We start from the raw sequence: 20200 nt of genomic DNA, 5'->3' as shown, positions 1-20200 counted from the left end.
CGCCGGTGGCGCTGCCGGCGCCGCCAAGACCGGCGCCGCCGGCAACGTGGTCGTTAAAGCCCGCGCGGCGTACTCTAGCGCAGTGGGGGTTGCACCTGCCACGAGCAGTTGCGGCGCAGTAGGCGCCAATGCCAAAATGCCGTGATCCGCCGGAATCGTCTGCCCATCCACTTCATAGGCAGTGCCATTCCAGCGCACCGTCCCCCAATCTCCCGCCGGCAACGGCCCTAAGGCGACCACTATCGTAGGAGCTTGGGCAGGAAGCGCGTCTGCCACCGTCAAGACCGGATCTTGCCTAGCCAGCGCTGACCATTGCCCAACCGCAAAGGCCGCAATACCGCCTGCCCGTAAAATCGCCGGATCGGTGGCTGGTGATAAGACCAGTGCCGGCGGCAACCGAGTGGTAGGTGCGCTGAGGGGCAACGGCGCAAACAATTCCGCCAGATCGGCCAAGGTTCCTTCCGTTACCGGTTGCAAATCCAGCCGGAGGGTTGAATCACCGCTCACGACCGTCCATAACGCCGGATTCTGCACGTCTTCGCAGGCGTCATCGGTCAAGCGCATGTGAATCTGCACCTGCACAAACAACCCCGGCCCGGTAAAACCGGCCACCGGCAATGGCACGGCCAACGCGCCATCGGCGGCGTTTTCCGCCGTCAGCCGGGTGCTCGCCAGCGACTGTCCGTTCAATGCAACCGTTATCGTTGATCGATCAGGCCGTAACAATGGCGAGTGGCTAAACCGTAACGTTAATAAGCCATCGCTCGCCGGACGCAACCCGGTCGGGATCGGAAAATAATAGTCGAGCACCGCATCGATCCCGCGCGCAGTGCGGTCGCCGTAGCCAAGGTCGGCAAAGCGTTTGGCCGCGCTTTGGCCTTGGACTGGCTCCGGAGCAATGACCGTGAGCAAGATCACGAGCAAGACTAGCCACCACCGCATCCACAGGATCATGCTGATTCCTCTGACAATCTATCACGCGCGAGCACCACCACTGTCAAGTCATCGGTCAATGGGCCGATCAAGGCCGGCAGTGCCAACAACCGGTCAACGATCGCGGTCGCCGACATCCCATCGGCGAGCAGGTCGTTAATCTGGAGCGGATTGCGCGCTAATGCCGGCCACGGATCAAGCAACCCGTCACTGAACAAGATCAAGGCATCACCGGGGTTCAGCGCCGTTTCACCTTGCCGGTACGGTTCATGCGAGAACATGCCCAGCGGCGCACCCCGCGGTTCGAGCCGATCACACTGCCCGCCATGGCGCCGGATGAAGCCTAACCCATGGCCGGCATCAACAAAGGCTAGGGTATGGGCAGTTAAGTTTAATTGCAAATGGCACAACGTCACAAAGCTGTTGGTGCGATCAAGATCGGCATGCAAAGCGTTCACCGCATACTGCATATTAACTTCTGGCGATGTATCGCGCGCTACCGAACGAATCACCGCGCGCGTCGTCGTCATCAACAACGCTGCCGACATTCCCTTACCCATCACATCGCCAAACGTCAGATTTAACAAATGCGGGGCCGGGAAGTGCCAATCGTAGAAGTCACCGCCAACCTCACGCGCCGGGATGCAGCGAGCCGCAATCGTGTACCCCGGCAGACGCGGCATTTGCTGCGGCAACATTTCCGATTGAATCTGCGCGGCATGTTTGATTTCAGCTTCCAATTCGCGCCGCTTCTCGTCGAGCCGGCGTTGCAAGGCGGCATTCTCGCGTCGCAGCCGGAGTTTCGCCAGCGTGCGCTCGATGACGACCACCAGCTCTTGCCGATCGATCGGTTTGCGTAGATAGTCGTCGGCGCCGTGGCGTATCGCATTCACCGCAATCTGCTCTGAGCCGAACGCGGTCGTCATAATCACCGCCGGCTCCGGTCCCATCTGGCGCACGTTATCCAACACGTCGATCCCGCTGATTTCCGGCATCAGAATATCAATTAACGCAACGTCAATCCCACCTTGGGCAATCCGCTGCAATGCCTCAAACCCGTTACGCGTCAATTCGACCCGATAGCCGGCATTAGCGAGCCAGAGTTGTAACAACCGGCCCATATCCGGATCATCATCAACGACCAACACGACCGGCGCATTGTGGAGCCGATTGGAGGCTAAAGACAAGACGCGGCGCTGCGGCGGTTGCCCAATCTGCGCATCGGCGATCAAGACCTGATTGCGGCCATGCCGCTTGGCCTGATACAGCGCCGCATCAGCCTTTTCAACCAACCCGCTGGCATCAATCCCCTGCCCCCATTCAGCAATGCCGGCTGAAAACGTCACTCGCAACGGCGCTCCCTCGCGCTGATGTTCGATATGGGCAAACCGCTCGCGTAAGCTGTCAATGACCATTGCCGCACTCGCTGCCCGCGTTTCCGGCATCACGATCAAAAACTCTTCCCCGCCATAACGACCGATCAAATCAGTCGCGCGCAGCCGCTGCCGCAACAATCGGGCCAAGCTCTTCAAAACCCGATCGCCGGATTGATGGCCGTACCGATCATTGACCTGCTTGAAATGGTCAATATCGATCAACACCACCGACAACGGCTGGTTGCTCCGGCGCGCACGCGCCACCTCGCGGGTCAGTAAATCTTGGGTGACGCTGTGATTAAACAACCCGGTGAGGCTATCACGCACCATCAAGCTGCGCATCGCCCGCGCTCGCTGAATGCGTGAACTGATCGCGGCCACCAGATGCTCTAAATTGATAGGTTTCGTCAGAAAATCGTCGCCACCTTGCGCCAACACCGCCAACTGCGCCGAGCGATCGGTTTCTCCCGATAAGAAGACAATCGGTATGCCGTGGTATTCCGGCTGCTGGCGAATGACTGCGGCTAATTCCTGCCCGTTACAGCCGGGCATATAGACATCGAGCAAGATGAGATCCGGCGGATGTTCGGCCAATAACATCGGCGCTTCCAGCGGATCGGTTGTGGTCACCACCCGCATCCCAGCCGCCCGTAACGCCAACGCATACACCTCTGCCATTAACGGCGAATCGTCAACGATCAGCACCGTATACGGCTCTGCACTCACCTGCTGCGTCATTTGATCAATCTGATCGATCAGCAAGCCGATATCGATCGGGCGCGTGAAATAGCCGCGCCCGCCGGCCCGCACCGCAGCGAGGCGCAATGTGAAATCTGATGAACTGGCGGTAAAGAAAATCGGCAGCGTTTGGCCGTATCGATCATGCAAGAAGGCAGCCGCAGCAATGCCGCTCTGTTCCCCTTCTTGCAGATCAAGATCGAGAATGAGCACATTCGGCATCTGACGCTCGACTGCCGCTAGCAGTTCGGCGCTGCTGAGAAACTGCGTCGTGGTATAACCAAAATAAGCGATTTGGCGCGCTAATTCCTCCGTCTCGTCCTGATTGCGCCCAGCCAAATAAATCAGCGTCGTGGCCACCGCCGATTGTCCACGGCTGAGCGATTGCGGCGCTGGTGCGTTGTGATTGCGCATCGCATCGAGCAGCCTTTCCACCAGTGACGCCAGACTCGCCGCTACCTCATCTGCAGCGGCCCGCTGGATCACCGGCTGCAGGGCAACGTCAAGCGCGCGCGCCGCATCACTGACCGTTGCGAGCCCGAAGGTCGCCCCTGAACCGGCCAAATTGTGCGCAATCCGTTGTAGCTCGTACAGATCATCTGGTTGCAAGGCGCCGTCTTGCCATCGCGCCCAAATTGCTTCGATCTGCCTGATCTTTGTCTCGATCTGGGCAAGATACTGCTGTTGGAGATCTGTGAAGAGGGAGTGCGCCTCATTAGGATTTGCCTTCATACCATCTTACGCTCCCTCAGCCGTCTGATCCGGCGCATCACGTGCCCTCAGACGATCCATCGGTTAAGTATTATCATACTCGATTGAACGTTTTTCTTACGAACCGTGGTGTAGCGAATTGGGCAATTCGGATTAAAAATTCCTGACAACATTCGTTGACGTCCTTCCCTATCGGCGGCTAGGTTCCGGCGGCGCTATCACCACGAGCGCTACCCCAACCGAAGCGATGACCAACCCGCCAACCGCCAGCCAACCGAGCCGCTCGCCAAACAAGAACCATGCTTCAACTGCGGTTGCCGGCGGCACCAGATAAAACAGGCTGGACACTCGCGCTGCTGAACGCGCGCGGATCAAGAGCATCAAGAGCAAAATCGCACCAATTGATAAGACGAGCGTCAACCATAGCAACGCTCCGATCAGGGCCGGCTGCCAATCAATCGTATGGCTTTCAAACACCAACGCCAGCGGCGCTGTCATCAGCAGCGCCCCCAGATATTGGGCCCACGTGCCGCTCAGCAGCGGCAATCCGGCGCCAAATCGTTTTTGGTACAGAGTGCCGGCAGTAGTGGCCAGCAAGGCGATGATCGCCGCTGTCAGCGTAACCGGCGTAACCAGCGGCGGCCCGGCTACCATCAGTTTATCACATACGACCGCCGCGACGCCAATCAGCCCAAGCGCCAACCCCAACCATTGCCGCCACGCGATCTGCTCGCCGAGCGCCCACTGGCTGATCAGTGCGGTCAAGATCGGCTGCAAACTGACGATCAGCGCCGTGAGACCCGCCGGCATGCCGCCATCAATCGCAAAAAAGACCCCGCCCAAATAGCCGCTGTGGAGCAGGATCCCAACGATTGCGCTGTGCCCGTAGGCACGAGGTTGCGAGAGCCATGGCTGCTGAAACATCACTGTCAAGCCGCCCAGAATCAGTAACACGAGGACAAAGCGGATGCTGAGGAAAGTGAATGGTTCGATGTACGGCAAACCGAAGCGTGCCCCTATAAATCCGGTGCTCCAGAGCAGCACAAACAGGAACGGAGCAATAGTTGTGAGACGGGATGAAACAGCGATGTGGCTTTTCATGCAGATTCTTTTTCTTTCAGTATAATACTCGCGTTCATCAGGTTCTCATTTTATGCTAAACTATGGTCTGTGCCGAATATCACGATATCAGGCCGAATGACGAGGAGGTTCCAGATGAGCTGGCGAGGTTCCGGACAAAGTAGTTTTCGTTCGCGCAGCAGCGGGAGTAGTGGCCGCAGCAGCGGCAATGGTGGCTCAAGCTTCTCAGGCGGCAGCGCCGGCGGGCCACCCCTCAGCGTGATGATCGGGTTGGCGTTTGGTCTTGGGTTCATTGCTCTGATGATCATAATCGCCTTCAATGCCAATCAGGGCGGGTTTGTCGCCTCCGGGCCGCGTCCTACCGCTACCCCCCGCCCCACCGCCACCCCACGCCCCACTGCGGCTCCTGCGGCTGCCCAGCCTACCAAAGCCCCAGCCGTACAAGCAGCGAATGAACCCGGTGGTGAGAATGTGGTTAATGAAACTCCCGCGCAAACAATTCAGATCCTAGCCGATCCGAACAGCTTGGCCTTTGCCCAAACTTCTCTGACCCTACCTGCTAACACCGTGGTGAAGCTTGAGTTCGTGAATCAAAACAATCTCGGCGTCCAGCACAACTGGGTGCTGGTCAACGGCGGTGATGATGTGGGCGCCGCTGTCAACAATGCGGCTCAAGCTAATGCCGATGGTCTCTTCGTTCCGCCTCCCAGCACTCCCGGCGCTCTGGCATGGACGGCAATGCTCAATGCTGGCCAAACCGGCAGCGTGACCTTCCGCACGCCGCCCCCCGGCACCTATCTCTATATTTGCACCTTCCCCGGTCACTATCTGGCTGGCATGAAGGGCACCCTGACGGTGACGCCGTAAGCGTAAGGCGGACAAGCTCGGCTCTGGCAGAGCGCAGGCGCGGATGCTGTACCCCTAAGCATCCCGCTGCGCTCAGCTTATGCTGCCCGCTCTAATACCGCAGTCGCCTCGACATGCGGCGTGTGCGGGAACATATCGTACCCGCGCAGGCTGATCACGCGATACACTGTCGTTAACATCTGGAGATCGGCAACTTGGGTGAGCGGGTTGCACGAGACGTAGACGATCCGCTGCGGCCCAATTCTAAGGAGTTCTTGGCATACCTGCGGCCCTAAGCCGGTACGCGGCGGGTCGGCCACGATCACCGGCAAGCTGCCCGCTGGCTGCGCGCGCAAGTACTCCAGCGTATCGGCACAGATCGGGTTGAAGTTGGCAACACCATTGGCAAGCGCATTGCGCTGCGCCAAAGTGACGCTTTCCGCCACCGCTTCAACGCAATCAACGCTGGCTGCCCACCGGGCCAGATGCAATCCAATCGCGCCCACGCCTCCGTAGAGATCGGCTGCCCGCATGGTTGGCGCAACCGCCGCGGCCTCAACCGCATCGCCAATCAACCGATCCGCGAGATAGACATTATTTTGAAAGAAGGTATTGGGGCCAACGAAACAGACCATCTCGCCAATGCGCATCACCAGCTCGGCCGCACCCCAATGCCGGCGCGGCTCGCCGAACGATAGATCGGTGAGCATGTCGTTAACCAGCCAGTGAAAGCCTACTACCCCCGGCTGGGCCAGTGCCGTCTCAGCCAGCGCAGCCATCGTTGCTTCATCACCGCCACCAGCCGTCACCGCCGCGATCAGCCATTCGTCGTTTGGACTACGTCGCACCACCACGTAGCGCAAAAAACCGGTATGGGCCCGAATATCGTAATCGGGCAAGCCCAACTCGCCGGCCCGCCGCCACACCGCTTGCGCCGCCGCAAAAGCTGCTGGCGGGATCAAATGGCACGTCGTAAGTTCGATAATGTAATTAAATTTGCCGCGCGCTCGCAAGCCAAAGCGCCCCTTCGTGGCGACGTAATCCATCCGGGTGCGGTAGGCAAACGGGTTCGGCGAGGGAATAACCTCAAACCCATTAACGCTGATCCCGCCGCTCGCGTACAGTTCACGTAAAACGGCAGCTTTCGCCGCCACTTGATCGGCATACGCTCGATCTTGAAACGCGCACCCGCCACATTCCCGCGCATGCGGGCACAAGGGTGACGTTGGTTGTCCGGCCAATGCCCGATCAACGATCGCCTTGCGCAGCGTCTTACCGGTCAATGTCATAGTAGATGCTCACATCCAGCGGCGCTGCTGACGCTCTGTTTCACCATTACCTCCCGTCTCGGTCGCATCAATTCAACCCATGACGCTGATTGCGGGCCAGCACGCTCTGCTCGCTCAGCCAACGCTGCAACGCCTCTTGCGGCGATGCCGCCACTTCCAGCTCAGTCAACTCAATCCCAATGTGCGTCAAGGTCAACGCTACCTGCGACGAAATGCCAGTCAACGTCACCCGGCAACCAAGCAAACGCAACGCTCGCACCGTCTGCGTCAGCGCATTAGCGACTGCGGTATCGATCACCGGCACGCCGGCCACATCGAGAATCACCAGATTCGCCCGCCGTTCATAGACCAGTTCGAGCAACCGGCTAGTGATCTGGCTCGCCCGCCGGCTATCGATCCCGCCCACCAGCGGCGCTAGCAACACTCCCTCGGCAATCCGCACCGCCGGCGTCTCAAGCTGGCTGACCAGCTCGATCAACTCTTGCTGGCGCTGGTTTTGCTCGACCAGCTCGCGCTGCTGTTGCTCGATCACCGTTGCCCGCTCCTCGATCTCAGCTTTGGCGGCTTGGGCTTGCGCGGCATTGCGCTCGGCTTCGATCCGGGCCATATCAAGCACAAAGCGCGCCGCAGCAAAGGCGGTCACTTGGACGAGATAGCTGGCCCCAACGGCAAGACTAGCGTAGACGCTATTGAACGCGCCATCAGCAATATCGCGACCGAGCAAAATGACCAGCATTGCTAACCCAACCCCGGCCACCCATTGCGTATTGGTGATCGCCACCGCAAACGCCAGCGGCGTAAAGAGCACGATTGACTCTCGACTGAGCGGCAAGGCAATCGCGACTACCAACGCGACGCCAGCCGTAGCCAAAAAGCGCGCCTCCTCCCAACCCCGCCAGTACAGCCACGTGGCCAGCGCAAAGATCGCCGCAACGATAAACGTCGGGATGATCGTGGCCACCGGATCGCCAAAGATAATGTTCAGCAACCCGCGCACCAATGTGTAGCCGGCCATGCCGCCGAGAAGGGCGAAAACTAATTGGCGTTGATCGATTCTCACATGACCTCCTTCGCTGATAGGCGGGTAACGTTCGCTTGGCGTCATTCCCCAAACCGCTGCCCAATCGCGCGGCGCACGGCATCGACGTCAGGCGGTAGTTCGATCGGCGGGTTGGCATAGTGCCCAACCACATCGCGCAATGTGCCCTCATGATACTCGACTTTGAAGCGGCTGAACTTAAGGCCATGCGCGGTAGAGATCACCACGACCCGATCACTGCGCTTGATCTCGCCGCGTTGCACCAATTTAATCAACGCGGCTAGCGCCACCCCGGTGTGCGGGCAGGCATACACGCCGGTGCGATCGGCGCGGGCCGCGGCATCGGCCAGCTCTTGCTCGGTCGCCTGTTCCACAATCCCATGAAACCGGCACAATATGCTGATCGCGCGATTAATGCTCACCGGATCGCCGATCTGGATGGCGCTCGCCGCGGTCGGCTGCGCCTTGATCGGCTCATACTCGCGAAACCCGGTGAGGTATGAGCGGTATAGCGGGTTAGCATTCGCCGCTTGCGCGGTCACAATGCGCGGCAACCGGTTGATTAGCCCAAGTTCGTGCATCATCAACAGACCTTTGCCGAGCGCAAAGGTGTTGCCGAGATTGCCGCCGGGAATGATGATCCAATCCGGCACTTCCCAATCAAACTGCTGCACAATCTCGATCCCGACGGTCTTCTGGCCCTCGATCCGCAGCGAGTTGAGCGAATTGGCGAGGTAGATGCCGTTGTCAGGGTTGGCCGTAATCTCGCGCACGATCCGCATGCAGCCATCGAAATCGGTGTCGAGCGCCAGCACCAGCGCGCCATGCGCGACTGGTTGCACCAACTGGGCAATGCTCACCTTGCCTTTCGGCAAGAAGACGATGGTCGGAATGCCAGCCGCCGCGCCATACGCCGCCAGCGCCGCCGATGTGTCTCCCGTCGAAGCGCAGGCAATCGCCCGGATCGGTTTGCCCTCGCTGATCATCTGCTTGACGACACTGACCAGCACGGTCATACCGAGATCTTTAAACGAGCCGGTGTGCGAATTGCCGCACATCTTGATCCAGAGATCATCTAGCCCAATCTCGCGCCCAAAGCGCTCGGCCCAGAAGAGATTGGTGCCGCCTTCAAACATACTAACCACGTTGTCGTCAGCAACGATCGGGCAGACCCACTCTTTCTTCCCCCACACGCCACTGCCGTACGGCCACGCAGTTCGCATCCAGCGCTCATCGAAGATCCGTTTCCACTCTTCCGGACTGCGCTGGGCCAGCGCAGCCATGTCGTGCTGCACCTCGAGCAAACCGCCTGACCGGCTGTAATACACCACCTCCGTCAGCGGGTACCGCTCGTTGGGATCGTCTTGGGCGGCAAACCATGCGTGATACATTGTCATGCGCTCCTCTTGTAGTGCTTGCGATTGGCGACTAAGATGGTCAATGGCTCCAACCAGTTATCAGTTCTCTCATCAAAGAAGCATCCCATCTGCGACGCATTACGCCTACGCTCCACCCTCGCAGATAAGTCGCTATTACACGTTTCCCTGTCTTTCCACACAACATCAAAGGCAAATAGGCGATTCTTCGCTTTCTAATGACCCAAAATTATTGTCATGAATTTGTAATTTTCTCATATTGACAAGTTCAACCAACAAATAATTCCGCCGTCACGCTAAAAATATTCATCTTGAAGGGTGATTGTACATATTGATTAAATGATTTGTTATTTCACAAATATGCCTTCACTCGCTATGATACGGTTGCCAATTAACAGGCATGTGTCACTATCGGCAATCAGTCTTGGGCAAGGAGAACAGCGGTGAATCGGCGATACGGTTGGCTCTTCATCGGTCTTGGCGCAATCCTCGCCATTAGCACAGGACTGCTCGTATTTTACCTCATCCGGCAACAAGAGCTGCGCGCGATCGAGCAGGCCCGCCAAGAGGTGCAGCTTGCTGCGCAACGGTCAGCAGCCACCATCCCGATCCCAGTCGCGGCGCGCTCGCTGGAAATGGGAGCATTGATCAGCAGCCCTGATCTGGTGGTAAAAGAGTTTCCAGTCGATTTAGTGCCACCCACGGCGATTACTTCGCCGCAAGAACTCGAGAACCAGATCACGATCGTGCCGATTGGCGCCGGTGAATTCTTTACTGCGCGCAGTCTCGCCAGCGCCACCGATGCGCCGATCAGCAGCCAAATCCCCGCTGGTAAAGTGTTGTTCGCCTTCCCCGTGCTTGATCTGCTAGCTGAACTCGACATTATTCGCCCCGGCGACCGGCTCGATCTGCTGCTGAGCGTGCCGGTTGAAGTTGACCTAGGCCGCGATCCGATTATTGTCACCGGGGTGACCCTGCAAAACATCGAGGTGTTTCGCGTGATCCATTCCACCGTCACCGATGGCAGCGAAACTGCTCCGGTCTCGTTGCTGCTGCTGGTTGATCCGGCAGAGGCAGTCTTGATCAAGCAAGTGAAGGACGTTGGCGGTGTGGTTGACTTCACTCTGCGCTCGATCCGCGATCGCGAACCGTTTACTGCGCCCTCGATTGACACTGATGCCTTAATGAGCCGCTACCGCCTGCGCTAGGCGCCTACCCACAAAGGAGTACTGCGTTATGACTATCGTGAATGAGCGTTCGATGCGGATTGTGGTCTTCACCGGCGCCGATCAACTGGATGCCGATTGGATCCGGCGACTGGCTGCCGAACCTGATACCAACCGGCTCGAACGGGTAGGTGTCGCCGCCAGCGGGTTGGAATTGGTGTGGCAGACCCGGCCCGATGTGGTGATTGTTGATCGACCGGTGGCGCAGACCGAACAACTGATCAGCCAAATCTACGCCAGCTTGCCCTCGGTCGTGTGCATTGCGCTTGTCGAACAGCAGGATATGGCGAGTCTCCGCCGGTTGATGCTGGCCGGCGCCCGCGATGTGCTGGCCAAGCCGGTGCGCTACAGCGAGCTGGTTGCGAGTGTACGGCGCGCGCTCGATGTTGAACTCAACCGTCGCCGCCAGATCGGCAGCACGCCCACCGCGCGTGGCCACGGCCGCGGCAAACTGACTGCCGTGATTTCGCCCAAGGGCGGCGCCGGCACCACCTTTATCGCCACCAATTTGGCGGTTGCCCTGCGCCAGCTCAGTGGCAGCCGGGTGGCCTTGGCCGATCTGGCCTTGCAGTTTGGTCACGTCGGCACCCATCTGAATCTGTGGTCGCGCCATACGCTGGCCGATCTGGTGCTGCGCAGCGACGAGATCGATGATGAGCTGATGGGCGCTGTGATGCAAAGCCACTCTTCGGGGGTTGATGTGCTGCTCGCCCCTACCACGCCCGAACTCGCCGGCGAAGTGACCGGCGCCCAGATCGATCGCGTGCTCGATGCGCTGCTCGAACGGTACGATCACGTTATCGTCGATACGTGGAGCTTCCTCGACGAGATCACGCTGACCCTGCTGGCGCAGGCCGACCACATTCTGGTGGTCACCACCCCTGAAGTGCCGGCACTCAAGAATGCCCGCCATTTCCTTGATTATCTCCGCCAGCACAATATCCTCAAGGGTTCGGTATCGATCGTGCTCAATCGCTTCCCCAGCGTCGATGGCATCGCGCTCGAAGATGTGCAGCAGCACCTGCGCCAACCGGTCAGCGCCAATATTCCCAGCGCCGGTGAAACGGTGACGTACAGCATTAATCGCGGCATTCCGCTGGTGATGTCGAATGCGCAGAGCTGGGCGGCGGTGCGACTGCGCAAGTTGGCGGCCCATATCGCCGGCGAGCAGGTTGAACTGCTCTCGCTGGCCCCCAACGAGGGCAAAGAGCAGCGCGGTTGGTTTGGCGGCAAGAGCTTCTTGCCGGCGTGGAAGCGATAACAATCCGTTCCAGCTTACATCATCTGCTAGCGAGGTTTCTCTATGGCTCGGCTGCGTTTCTCTCGCCCTGAATCGACCAATCTGCCTGAACCGGTTGCGCCGGCGCCCGCGCCGCAACCCGAAGCGCCATCACTGGGTCCCCGCACGACGGCGCCACTCGTCGCTGCCCGCGAAGACCGCGAATTGGTGGCGGCGGTGCAGGCCAAGTTGCTGGCGGAACCCGAACCAACCAGCGCCCGCCGCGACCCCGACTACTTTCCCCGCCGGATTGCGGTGTTGGTGACGGAACAACTCGATGGCAGCGGCCGCATCGTCTCGGAACGCGAACGGGTTCGGCTGATCAAGTTCGCCCAAGCTGAATTGCTTGGGTTAGGGCCGCTCGAACCGTTCTTGCACGATGACACCGTGACCGAGATTATGGTTAACGGCCCCCATCAGATCTGGATCGAGCGCAATGGCAAGATCGAGGAAACCGGCGCCACCTTTATGGACGACGAACACGTGCGCCGGATCATTGACCGGATTATTGCCCCGCTTGGCCGCCGCTGCGATGAAACCACGCCGATGGTGGACGCCCGCTTGCCCGATGGCTCGCGCCTGAATGCCATCATCCCACCGCTGTGCCTCAATGGGCCGACCTTGACCATCCGTAAGTTCTTCAAGCAGCCGTTGACCGTGCATGATCTGATCGCGCGCGGTTCGGCTTCGCCCGAAATGATGGAGTTTTTGCGGGTCTGCGTGCAAGGCCGGCTCAATATCATCGTTTCGGGCGGTACCGGCACCGGCAAAACGACGATCCTCAATGTGCTCTCATCATTCATTCCCCCCGATGAGCGCATCGTCACGATCGAGAACGCTGCCGAGCTGCGTTTGCAACAACGCCACGTGGTGACGCTCGAGACCCGGCCGCCAAACATCGAAGGCAAGGGAGAGGTAGCGATCCGCGATCTGGTCGTCAACGCCCTCCGCATGCGCCCCGACCGGATCGTGGTCGGCGAGTGCCGCGCTGGCGAAGCGCTCGATATGTTGCAGGCGATGAATACCGGCCACGATGGTTCAATGACTACGCTGCACGCCAATAGCCCGCGCGACGCCATTCACCGCCTCGAGACGATGGTGCTGATGGCCGGTCTCGATCTGCCGCAACGGGCTATCCGCGAGCAGATCGCCTCGGCGATCAACCTGATCGTCCAACTCGACCGCTTGAAGGACGGTTCGCGCAAGATTACCAAGATTTGTGAAGTGACCGGGATGGAAGGCGACGTGGTTACGATGTCTGATTTGTTCGTCTTCCAGCAGCAAGGCATGCGCGACGGGCAAGTGGGAGGCCGGATGGCGCCGACCGGCATTCGCCCGCGCTTCCTTGAGCAACTGGCCAGCCACGATCTCTACCTGCCGCCGCAAATCTTCGGTTTTGGCGCCTCGCGCCACGAGCGCTAACTCATCGAGGTGAACACGATGTGGTACCTGTTGGAACCTTCGATCTTGATTGCGCTGGCGGCGAGCGGTGGCCTCTTGCTGAGCCTAGCGTTCGTAGTCATCGGTTGGCGCTCCTTCCAAAGCGATCGCGAAGTGCTGCGCAACCGGCTGCGCGATCATTACACCTCTGAACTCGAACAGTTGGCCCGTGAGAGCGCCGAACGTCAGCTCACCGGCGCGCAAATCACCGAACGGCTGAATGAGTTGATGAGCCGGCGTAGCTTTGCCCGCCGCATTGCCCATTCGCTCGAGCAGGCCAATGTGCCGCTCACCACTGCCGAGTATTTGCTGCTGCGCGCCGCGGTGCCGGTGCTGCTGGCCGGCGTGGCATGGTGGATCTGGCACAATCTGTTGGTGGTCTTGCCGGCTGCCATCCTTGGCTTCCTCTTGCCGGCATGGTGGATGGCGCTGCGGCAGAGCAGCCGTCGCCAAGAATTTAATGCCCAGTTGCCCGAAACGCTCACCATTATCGTCAATGGCCTGCGCGGCGGCTTTAGCTTGGTGCAGGCGTTTCGCTTGGTCACCCAAGAAGCGCGCGAGCCGACCCGCCTTGAGTTTGAACGCACGCGCCAAGAAATCACGCTCGGCTTGCCGCTAGCCGACGCGCTCGACAATCTTGCCCAGCGGATGGAATCGGACGATATGGGCATGGTGGTTACGGCAATCAAGATCAATGCCCGCGTCGGCGGCAATCTCGCCGAGATTTTGCAAAACATCAGCAGCACCATCCGCGAACGCAGCAAGCTGCGCCAAGAGGTGCGGGTGATGACCTCGATGCAACGCCTCTCAGCATGGATTGTCGGCTTGATCCCGATTGGCTTGGCGCTCTTTATCTTCACCATTAATCCCGGCTACATTCTCACCGTCTTTAAGCCCGGCTGGCCGATCTTGATCCCGATTATCGCCGGCATCTGTTGGATCTCCGGCTTTATCGTCATTCGCCGCATTGCCAACATTCGCATCTGAGAGGCAACCATGTCGCTGACCATCCTGATCACCATTAGCACTCTTGCCGGGGCCAGTGTCTGGTTGATGGTGCTTGGCCTGACACAGGTGCGCCGCCACGCTGATATTCGCCGCCGGCTCGATACCTTTCTGGTCAATGGTGAAGAGCATCCGGTCGTCATCCGCGAGCAAGAACTGGCCCGCCCATTTAGCCAGCGCGTGATTGTGCCTATTGCCGCCTCCATCGCCCAGCTTGCGCTGTGGTTCTGGCCGCAACACTGGCTTGATACGCTCCACCAGCGGCTGTTGCAGGCCGGCAATCCCGGCGGCATGGGAGCCAGCGAGTTTGCCGGCTTGAAATTGCTGATGGCCTTGATTACAGCCGGCGCCGTTGGCGCCGGGTGGGTCGGATTGCAGCCGCCGCTCACCTTCAACACTGTAGGCATCGCACTGCTGCTTGTTGCCGTCGCCTTTGTCATCCCTGATTTCTGGCTTGGCCGCCGGATCAACCAGCGCCGCCAGCAGATTATCAATGCGCTGCCTGATGTGCTTGATCTGATGGTGGTGACGACCGAAGCCGGCCTCAGCTTTGAAAGCGGCATGCAAGAGATCGTAACGAAGTGGTCGCATCCGCTGGCGCGCGAGTTCAGCCGCACCCTGCGCGATTTGGCGATGGGCAGCCCGCGCCGTGAAGCGTTGAATGCGCTGGCGCAGCGCACCCAAGTCGAAGATGTGCGCAGCTTTGTGGTTGCGATCAATCAGGCCGAAGAATTGGGCGTCAGCATTGGCCGTGTGCTGCGCACGCAGGCCGATGATATGCGCGTCCGCCGGCGACAACGGGCCTACGAACAGGCCAATAAAGCGCCGGTCAAGATGATGTTTCCGCTCGTCTTTCTGATCTTTCCCGCGATCTTCGCCGTCCTGCTCGGACCGGCCGTGGTGCGCTTTGTCGAACTTGGGTTATAACACAGACAGGGTACTTGTATGATCGCGGAAACGCCATCGCAGCCTTCACTTGAAGAAGCCCTTAACCAACTCCGCGCCGGTCAACTGGAGACCGCGCTCCAGACGCTCGAAGCGCTCATTGCTGCCGGTGATAACCGCCACGAGGTTGAAGAGCTGGCCGCTACCGTCCGGTTGCAATTGGCGCTCAGCCGGCGCGAACCACCCCGTGCAGCGCCAGCGTCGAGGCGCTGGCAATGGCAGTGGCGCCGGTCATCGCTGCCGCGCATCGCCGGCGCCGTCCTCTTCCTCACCGTCTGCGTGATGCTCGCCGGCCTGATTGGCCGTATGGCGTCGCCTACGCTGTGGCAAGGCGGGTTGGCGCAGACCCTCGCCCCGATCGGCCAAGCGGTCATTGCCGGAACGGTCACCGATCGCACCGGCGCCGCCAGCAATCTGCCGCCGCTCGCGCCTGATATGGGCCGCATCGTCGTGTTCAACGCTGGCGACGAGCCGCTCGTGCTCCCGACCGTTAGCCAGATCCATCTCATCCTCGACGCTTCCGGCAGCATGCTAGCGCGGTTGCGCGGCAAACCGAAGATTGCCATTGCCCGCACGGCCTTGCAACAGCTCATTGACCGCTTGCCAGCCGGCATCCCGGTTGGGCTGCATACCTATGGTCGCAATCGTCCGCATGATTGCAGCGACATCGAATTGGTTGCCGTCCCCGAACCGCTCGATCCGGCGTTATTGCAGGCGAAGGTGGCTGCGATCACGCCGGCGCCGTGGGGACGAACGCCGATTGCCGCTAGTCTCGCCGCAACGCTGCAACTGCTCGATCCGCAACAACCGGCCAGCATCGTGCTCCTCAGCGATGGCGAAGAGAGTTGCAACGGCGATCCGGTGGCGGTGGCCACGCAAATGCGCGCATCGCATCCGTATGCTCAGTTGCACGCGATCGGCTTCGCGGTGAATGACGAGCAAGAACGCAGCTTGCAAGCGATTGCCGCTGCGGCTGAGGGTGCCTACTACACGGCTGATAACGTCGAGCAACTCGTGGCCGCGATGTCGCGCGCGATCACGCCGGTCTTCCGGTTGTACGACCAGCACGGCAACGAACTGATCCGGGCGCCGTTCGACACAATTGTTGATGTCACGCCGGGACGTTACACCATGATGGTGGGTGATGAACAAGGCACGCCGTTGCAAACCCTCACGATTGTCGCCGGTGAAACCCTGCGCGTGGCGGTGACGGTGCGTAACGGGCAACTCCTAGCAACTGTAGAGGAGGCGAACGATGCGGCGATCTATTCGGCGCGGGCAGAGTCTCGTTGAATTTGCGCTGGTGGCGCCAGTGCTCTTGCTGCTGATGCTGGGGGTGATGATTTGGGGTTACGTGCTCTTTGTCAACACCCAAGTCGAGTATGCGGTGTGTGAAGGCGCGCGCGCGGCCATGGTACGGCCCTGCCCAACCAATGCCGATCTCGCCGCCATTCGCGCCCAAGTGATCGACCGGCTGCCGGGGGTGATTGACCTCAATCGGGTGCAGAATGATCTCGTGATTACCTACACCGGCAATCGCAATTTTGGCGCTCCCGTCACCGTTACCCTCACCTATCAGGTGCGGATGCTCGATCCGCTGAGCGGTGCGATCATCGGCGATCCGACGTTTACCGCCACCTCATCACGCACTATCGCAACCGGCTGTTAATGTGCGGGGCAAACTATGCATCTATCACGACCGAAAAACCAAGGACAGGCGCTGGTTGAGACGGCCTTGATCGTCACGGTGCTCATCGTGTTGCTGATGGGCATGTTCGATGCCGCAATGGCGATTAACGTGCGCATGGCGCTGCGTTCGGCGGTCGCTGAAGCAGGCTACGTTGCCACCCAAAATCCCGCCAACGACACCGACATCCGCAACCGGGTGCGCACCGAATTGAATCGGTTGCAACCGCCGGTTACCGATGCAATGATTACCATCGCGCGCAGCCAGTGCAACACCAATACGCCGCAAGCGCGCATCGAGATTCGTTATCCGTTTCAACCGCTCTTCTTCAACATCGGCCCGTTAGGGAATCTGACGCTCAACAGTGAAACGACCGTGCCGTTAATTGGCGGTTGTTAAGGGAACGAGGGGGAGAGGAATGCGCTTCATAAGCACCCAATGGCGACGACGCGAACGTGGCCAATCGATTGTCGTCTTTGCGCTCGCGTTGGTCGCGATACTAGCCCTCACCGGCTTGGCGGTTGACGGTTCGTTTGTCTTCGAGCACCGTCGCCGCGCTTCAACCGCTGCCGATGCCGTGGCCCTCGCCGGTACGCGCGGCCTGTTGTTGGCCCGGCAGGCCAATCAGACTAGCACGGCGGTGCGTACTGCCATCGAACAAGCGTTGGCAGCGCAAAATCTGACCGGTATTACCGATTTGACTTGGACGGCGAATTACACCCGCCGTAATGGCTCGGTGATCGGCCCAGTGGTGGCAGGCGCGGCCATTCCCGCTGAAGCGCGCGGGATCCAAGTCACCATTTCGTACCGGTTTGCTACCTTCTTTATCCCAGTGCTCGGCTTTGATTGGCTACCGGCTAATGCGCAGGCAACAGCCGCTTACGGCCCGATTGGCGCACCCCCGGCGCTGCACTCATCCCGCTCGCCGTGTCGCGGCAGGCCGCCGAAGCGATGCAAACACAGGGTGGCAAGGTGATTATTTTTGGGCCGCAGAACGGCAGCTTTAAAGATCTGCCCGGCGCCTTCGGGGCGGTTGATCTGGTGCCCAACGGCAATCCGGCGAACGGCAATAGCAACGACTGCGGCAGTGCAACGCCACGCGACACCCCAACCTACTTCTGGTGCCAAGGCACCCGGCATCAAATCAACATTGGCGATCTCTTGCCAGTCAATACCGGTCAATACCGGTGCGCTGGGCGACGCCCTCACCGATGAGGTTGAGTATCGCGCGCGCACCCGTCCGGTGGGGCTTGTGCCAGTCTTCGATCAAGCCCAAGGCACCGGCAACAACATCTCGTACCGGATTATCGGCTTTGTCACGATTAAGCTGCTCCATCCCGATACGCACGTCGATGCCAATGGCGATGGCCGGGTTGACGATCCGCCCTACAACCTCAACGGCAGCAATTCCCAAGCGTGTCGCACCGGATTTCCCCCGCCGCCGCCTAACGGGCAAAACGGGACGCCCCAGTGCAGCTACCTCAGCGCCCGCTTTGTGAGTGTGCGGCTCTTTACCGGCGGCATTAGTTCGACCGCGTTTGAAGGCGGCGCCTACACCATTAACTTGATCCGCTAGATCAAGCAGCAGCACCATCGCTTCCCGCCGGGCACGGCCTGCCGTGCCCGGTCGTTATTGCAAGATAATCATCGCGCAGCGTTGCCCATGTCAGTGTACAATGGCAACTGATGGGCAACATCCGCCCGTACCGCACCATTGCATACGCTGCGCCCCCTGCGGCGCAAGGGAGGTTAGCGCAATGCGGCATGTCCGCGCACTGTTACTCGGCCTTTCGCTGCTGGCGTTGGTAGTTTCCTGCGCCGGCTATATCTTCCTCAGCGAATTGCGCGCAACGCCAGCCACATCCGGCACGCCAGTTGAGTTTGTCGTCGCCCCCGGCGAAACGGCCAACGACATCGCCACCCGGCTCGGCGAGGCCGGTCTGATCCGCCAACCGGCCCTCTTTCGGGCGCTGGTGCGTTGGCGCGGTCTTGATCAACAGATACAGGCCGGGCGCTATGTGCTGAGCCCGACCATGACGATGAGCGAGATTCTGATCGTCTTGCAAAGCGGGCGCGTCGTCAACGATATTCAGATTACGATCCCTGAAGGGCTGCGCCTCGAAGAGATTGCCAACATCATTGCCGCCGCCGGTCTGGTCAGCGAGAGCGAATTTTTGGCCGTGGCGCGCGATGGCGACCGCTTCCGCGCCGATTATTTCTTGCTCAATAGCTTGCCGGCAGGCGCAACACTCGAAGGCTATCTCTTCCCCGACACTTATCGCTTTGCGCCCTCGGCTGACGCCGAGACGATCGTGCGCAAGCTGCTCGATCGCTTTGTTGAACAGTACAGCACCATCGAACGAGCGGTGCGCGTGCCGGGGGTGACGGTGCATCAGATTGTGACCATGGCTTCGATTATTCAACGCGAAGCAGCCTTGCTCAGCGAGATGCCCCAGATCAGCGCCGTCTTCTGGAACCGGCTCAAGCCCCAGTACGCCCCGGCATTCGGCGGCGGCTTGCTCGGCGCTGACGCCACCGTCCAGTATGCGATCGGCTACGACGCCACTGAAGGCACATGGTGGAAGCGTAACTTAACCGTGACCGATTTGGCCATCCAAAGCCCGTATAATACGCGCATCACGCCGGGCCTGCCGCCGGGGCCTATCGCCGCCCCCGGCCTTGCCGCCCTCACTGCAGCAGCCCAACCGGATGAGTCATCGCCGTATCTGTTCTTTGTCGCGAGTTGCGAACTCGACGGTTCGCATAAGTTCGCGACGACGATCGAAGAGTTTCGCGCTTATGAAGCGGAGTGGCTGGCGTGCCAACAGAATCGACCCTAACGGCTGAAATTATTTTGATCGGCGATCCGGTGGCCCATTCCCGTTCGCCGGCGATGCACAACGCGGCGCTGGCGGCGCTCGGCATTGCTGCCCGCTACCGCGCCGTGCAAACGACTGCCGCTGACCTGCCGGCCCGCATCGCCGAGCTGCGCCAACCGCAGTTCCTTGGCGCAAATGTCACTTTGCCGCACAAGCAGGCGGTGATGCCGCTGCTCGATGAGCTTGACCCGTTGGCGGCCCGCATCGGCGCGGTCAATACCATCGTGCGCCAACCTGATGGCCGGCTGCTGGGAACCAATACTGATGCGCCGGGATTGTTGGCCGATCTGGCCGCCGCCGAATGGTCACCCGCCGGGCAAGAGGCGGTGATTCTCGGCGCGTCGGGGGCGG

The 20200-nt window shown here is 60.0% G+C and carries 20 protein-coding genes; 14 read left to right on the top strand and 6 right to left on the bottom strand.

The features are described 5' to 3' along the window. From U9R81_RS15485 to U9R81_RS15475, 3 genes are all read right to left on the bottom strand, one after another. On the bottom strand, positions 1-954 hold a 954-nt coding region (locus U9R81_RS15485), incomplete at its 3' end, for a cellulose biosynthesis cyclic di-GMP-binding regulatory protein BcsB (protein ID WP_322496331.1). Further along, positions 951-3779 (bottom strand): response regulator, encoded by a 2829-nt coding sequence (locus U9R81_RS15480; RefSeq protein ID WP_322496330.1) that lies wholly within the window; start codon positions 3777-3779, stop codon positions 951-953. The genes U9R81_RS15480 and U9R81_RS15485, both read right to left, overlap by 4 nt. Before the next feature lie 168 nt (positions 3780-3947). Then, positions 3948-4859, bottom strand: a complete 912-nt coding sequence (locus tag U9R81_RS15475) for a DMT family transporter (RefSeq protein WP_322496329.1) — start codon at positions 4857-4859, stop codon at positions 3948-3950. A 114-nt stretch (positions 4860-4973) separates the two neighbouring features. Between U9R81_RS15475 and U9R81_RS15470 the strand changes: the two genes are divergently transcribed. Further along, the gene (locus U9R81_RS15470) at positions 4974-5705 is read left to right on the top strand and encodes a plastocyanin/azurin family copper-binding protein (protein WP_322496328.1); all 732 of its coding nucleotides are present in this window, start codon (positions 4974-4976) and stop codon (positions 5703-5705) included. Between the two features lie 77 nt (positions 5706-5782). Here the strand turns inward: U9R81_RS15470 and rlmD are convergent, their stop codons facing one another. The 3 genes from rlmD to thrC all read right to left on the bottom strand — a co-directional run bounded on the left by rlmD (position 5783) and on the right by thrC (position 9403). Beyond that, positions 5783-6973, bottom strand: coding sequence for a 23S rRNA (uracil(1939)-C(5))-methyltransferase RlmD (gene rlmD / locus U9R81_RS15465; RefSeq protein WP_322496327.1), 1191 nt, complete (start codon positions 6971-6973; stop codon positions 5783-5785). A gap of 67 nt (positions 6974-7040) precedes the next feature. Then, positions 7041-8033 (bottom strand): STAS domain-containing protein, encoded by a 993-nt coding sequence (locus U9R81_RS15460; protein WP_322496326.1) that lies wholly within the window; start codon positions 8031-8033, stop codon positions 7041-7043. Between the two features lie 41 nt (positions 8034-8074). After that, positions 8075-9403 carry a threonine synthase gene (gene thrC / locus U9R81_RS15455; protein WP_416180977.1) on the bottom strand — a complete coding sequence of 443 codons (1329 nt, stop codon included), beginning with the start codon at positions 9401-9403 and terminating at the stop codon, positions 8075-8077. A 428-nt stretch (positions 9404-9831) separates the two neighbouring features. Here thrC and cpaB point away from each other — a divergent pair, with 428 nt between their 5' ends. From cpaB to U9R81_RS15390, 13 genes are all read left to right on the top strand, one after another. Continuing rightward, positions 9832-10596 carry a Flp pilus assembly protein CpaB gene (cpaB, locus tag U9R81_RS15450; protein ID WP_322496324.1) on the top strand — a complete coding sequence of 255 codons (765 nt, stop codon included), beginning with the start codon at positions 9832-9834 and terminating at the stop codon, positions 10594-10596. Between the two features lie 28 nt (positions 10597-10624). Beyond that, positions 10625-11875, top strand: a complete 1251-nt coding sequence (locus U9R81_RS15445) for an AAA family ATPase (RefSeq protein ID WP_322496323.1) — start codon at positions 10625-10627, stop codon at positions 11873-11875. A gap of 42 nt (positions 11876-11917) precedes the next feature. After that, on the top strand, positions 11918-13315 hold the full coding sequence (locus U9R81_RS15440; RefSeq protein ID WP_322496322.1) for a CpaF family protein: 1398 nt from the start codon (positions 11918-11920) through the stop codon (positions 13313-13315). 18 nt (positions 13316-13333) lie between these two features. After that, entirely contained in the window at positions 13334-14320 is a 987-nt protein-coding gene (locus tag U9R81_RS15435; protein WP_322496321.1) for a type II secretion system F family protein, read from the top strand. 9 nt (positions 14321-14329) lie between these two features. Beyond that, entirely contained in the window at positions 14330-15265 is a 936-nt protein-coding gene (locus tag U9R81_RS15430) for a type II secretion system F family protein (protein ID WP_322496320.1), read from the top strand. A gap of 18 nt (positions 15266-15283) precedes the next feature. Further along, the gene (locus U9R81_RS15425) at positions 15284-16576 is read left to right on the top strand and encodes a vWA domain-containing protein (RefSeq protein WP_322496319.1); all 1293 of its coding nucleotides are present in this window, start codon (positions 15284-15286) and stop codon (positions 16574-16576) included. Continuing rightward, on the top strand, positions 16539-16952 hold the full coding sequence (locus U9R81_RS15420; protein WP_322496318.1) for a TadE/TadG family type IV pilus assembly protein: 414 nt from the start codon (positions 16539-16541) through the stop codon (positions 16950-16952). The genes U9R81_RS15425 and U9R81_RS15420 overlap by 38 nt, the downstream gene beginning before the upstream one ends. A 15-nt stretch (positions 16953-16967) precedes the next feature. Next, positions 16968-17369 (top strand): TadE family protein, encoded by a 402-nt coding sequence (locus U9R81_RS15415; RefSeq protein ID WP_322496317.1) that lies wholly within the window; start codon positions 16968-16970, stop codon positions 17367-17369. A 19-nt stretch (positions 17370-17388) separates the two neighbouring features. After that, positions 17389-17946, top strand: a complete 558-nt coding sequence (locus U9R81_RS15410) for a pilus assembly protein TadG-related protein (protein WP_322496316.1) — start codon at positions 17389-17391, stop codon at positions 17944-17946. Continuing rightward, positions 17943-18185, top strand: a complete 243-nt coding sequence (locus U9R81_RS15405; protein WP_322496315.1) for a hypothetical protein — start codon at positions 17943-17945, stop codon at positions 18183-18185. The genes U9R81_RS15410 and U9R81_RS15405 overlap by 4 nt, the downstream gene beginning before the upstream one ends. Then, positions 18121-18546: a hypothetical protein gene (locus U9R81_RS15400; protein WP_322496314.1), complete on the top strand. Its 426-nt coding sequence runs from the start codon at positions 18121-18123 to the stop codon at positions 18544-18546. Before U9R81_RS15405 ends, U9R81_RS15400 begins: the two co-directional genes overlap by 65 nt. Positions 18547-18727: 181 nt before the next feature. Further along, positions 18728-19810, top strand: coding sequence for an endolytic transglycosylase MltG (gene mltG, locus U9R81_RS15395; RefSeq protein ID WP_322496313.1), 1083 nt, complete (start codon positions 18728-18730; stop codon positions 19808-19810). Then, positions 19789-20200, top strand: a 412-nt coding sequence (locus tag U9R81_RS15390) for a shikimate dehydrogenase family protein (RefSeq protein ID WP_416180976.1), incomplete at its 3' end; no start/stop codon positions are given. The genes mltG and U9R81_RS15390, both read left to right, overlap by 22 nt.

Origin of the sequence: Chloroflexus sp. (genome assembly GCF_034435895.1) — a bacterium.
Lineage (GTDB): Bacteria > Chloroflexota > Chloroflexia > Chloroflexales > Chloroflexaceae > Chloroflexus.
The sequence above is the reverse complement of the archived record's forward strand: the minus strand, read 5'-3'. Positions and strand labels throughout refer to the sequence as shown.

Bases quoted from the DNA above. Each gene is read 5' to 3' on its own strand.
- U9R81_RS15480 (WP_322496330.1), bottom strand. From the start codon at position 3,779: ATGAAGGCAAATCCTAATGAGGCGCACTCCCTCTTCACAGATCTCCAA.
- U9R81_RS15475 (WP_322496329.1), bottom strand. From the start codon at position 4,859: ATGAAAAGCCACATCGCTGTTTCATCCCGTCTCACAACTATTGCTCCG.
- U9R81_RS15470 (WP_322496328.1), top strand. From the start codon at position 4,974: ATGAGCTGGCGAGGTTCCGGACAAAGTAGTTTTCGTTCGCGCAGCAGC.
- rlmD (WP_322496327.1), bottom strand. From the start codon at position 6,973: ATGACATTGACCGGTAAGACGCTGCGCAAGGCGATCGTTGATCGGGCA.
- thrC (WP_416180977.1), bottom strand. From the start codon at position 9,403: ATGTATCACGCATGGTTTGCCGCCCAAGACGATCCCAACGAGCGGTAC.
- U9R81_RS15445 (WP_322496323.1), top strand. From the start codon at position 10,625: ATGACTATCGTGAATGAGCGTTCGATGCGGATTGTGGTCTTCACCGGC.
- U9R81_RS15440 (WP_322496322.1), top strand. From the start codon at position 11,918: ATGGCTCGGCTGCGTTTCTCTCGCCCTGAATCGACCAATCTGCCTGAA.
- U9R81_RS15435 (WP_322496321.1), top strand. From the start codon at position 13,334: ATGTGGTACCTGTTGGAACCTTCGATCTTGATTGCGCTGGCGGCGAGC.
- U9R81_RS15430 (WP_322496320.1), top strand. From the start codon at position 14,330: ATGTCGCTGACCATCCTGATCACCATTAGCACTCTTGCCGGGGCCAGT.
- U9R81_RS15425 (WP_322496319.1), top strand. From the start codon at position 15,284: ATGATCGCGGAAACGCCATCGCAGCCTTCACTTGAAGAAGCCCTTAAC.
- U9R81_RS15420 (WP_322496318.1), top strand. From the start codon at position 16,539: ATGCGGCGATCTATTCGGCGCGGGCAGAGTCTCGTTGAATTTGCGCTG.
- U9R81_RS15415 (WP_322496317.1), top strand. From the start codon at position 16,968: ATGCATCTATCACGACCGAAAAACCAAGGACAGGCGCTGGTTGAGACG.
- U9R81_RS15410 (WP_322496316.1), top strand. From the start codon at position 17,389: ATGCGCTTCATAAGCACCCAATGGCGACGACGCGAACGTGGCCAATCG.
- mltG (WP_322496313.1), top strand. From the start codon at position 18,728: ATGCGGCATGTCCGCGCACTGTTACTCGGCCTTTCGCTGCTGGCGTTG.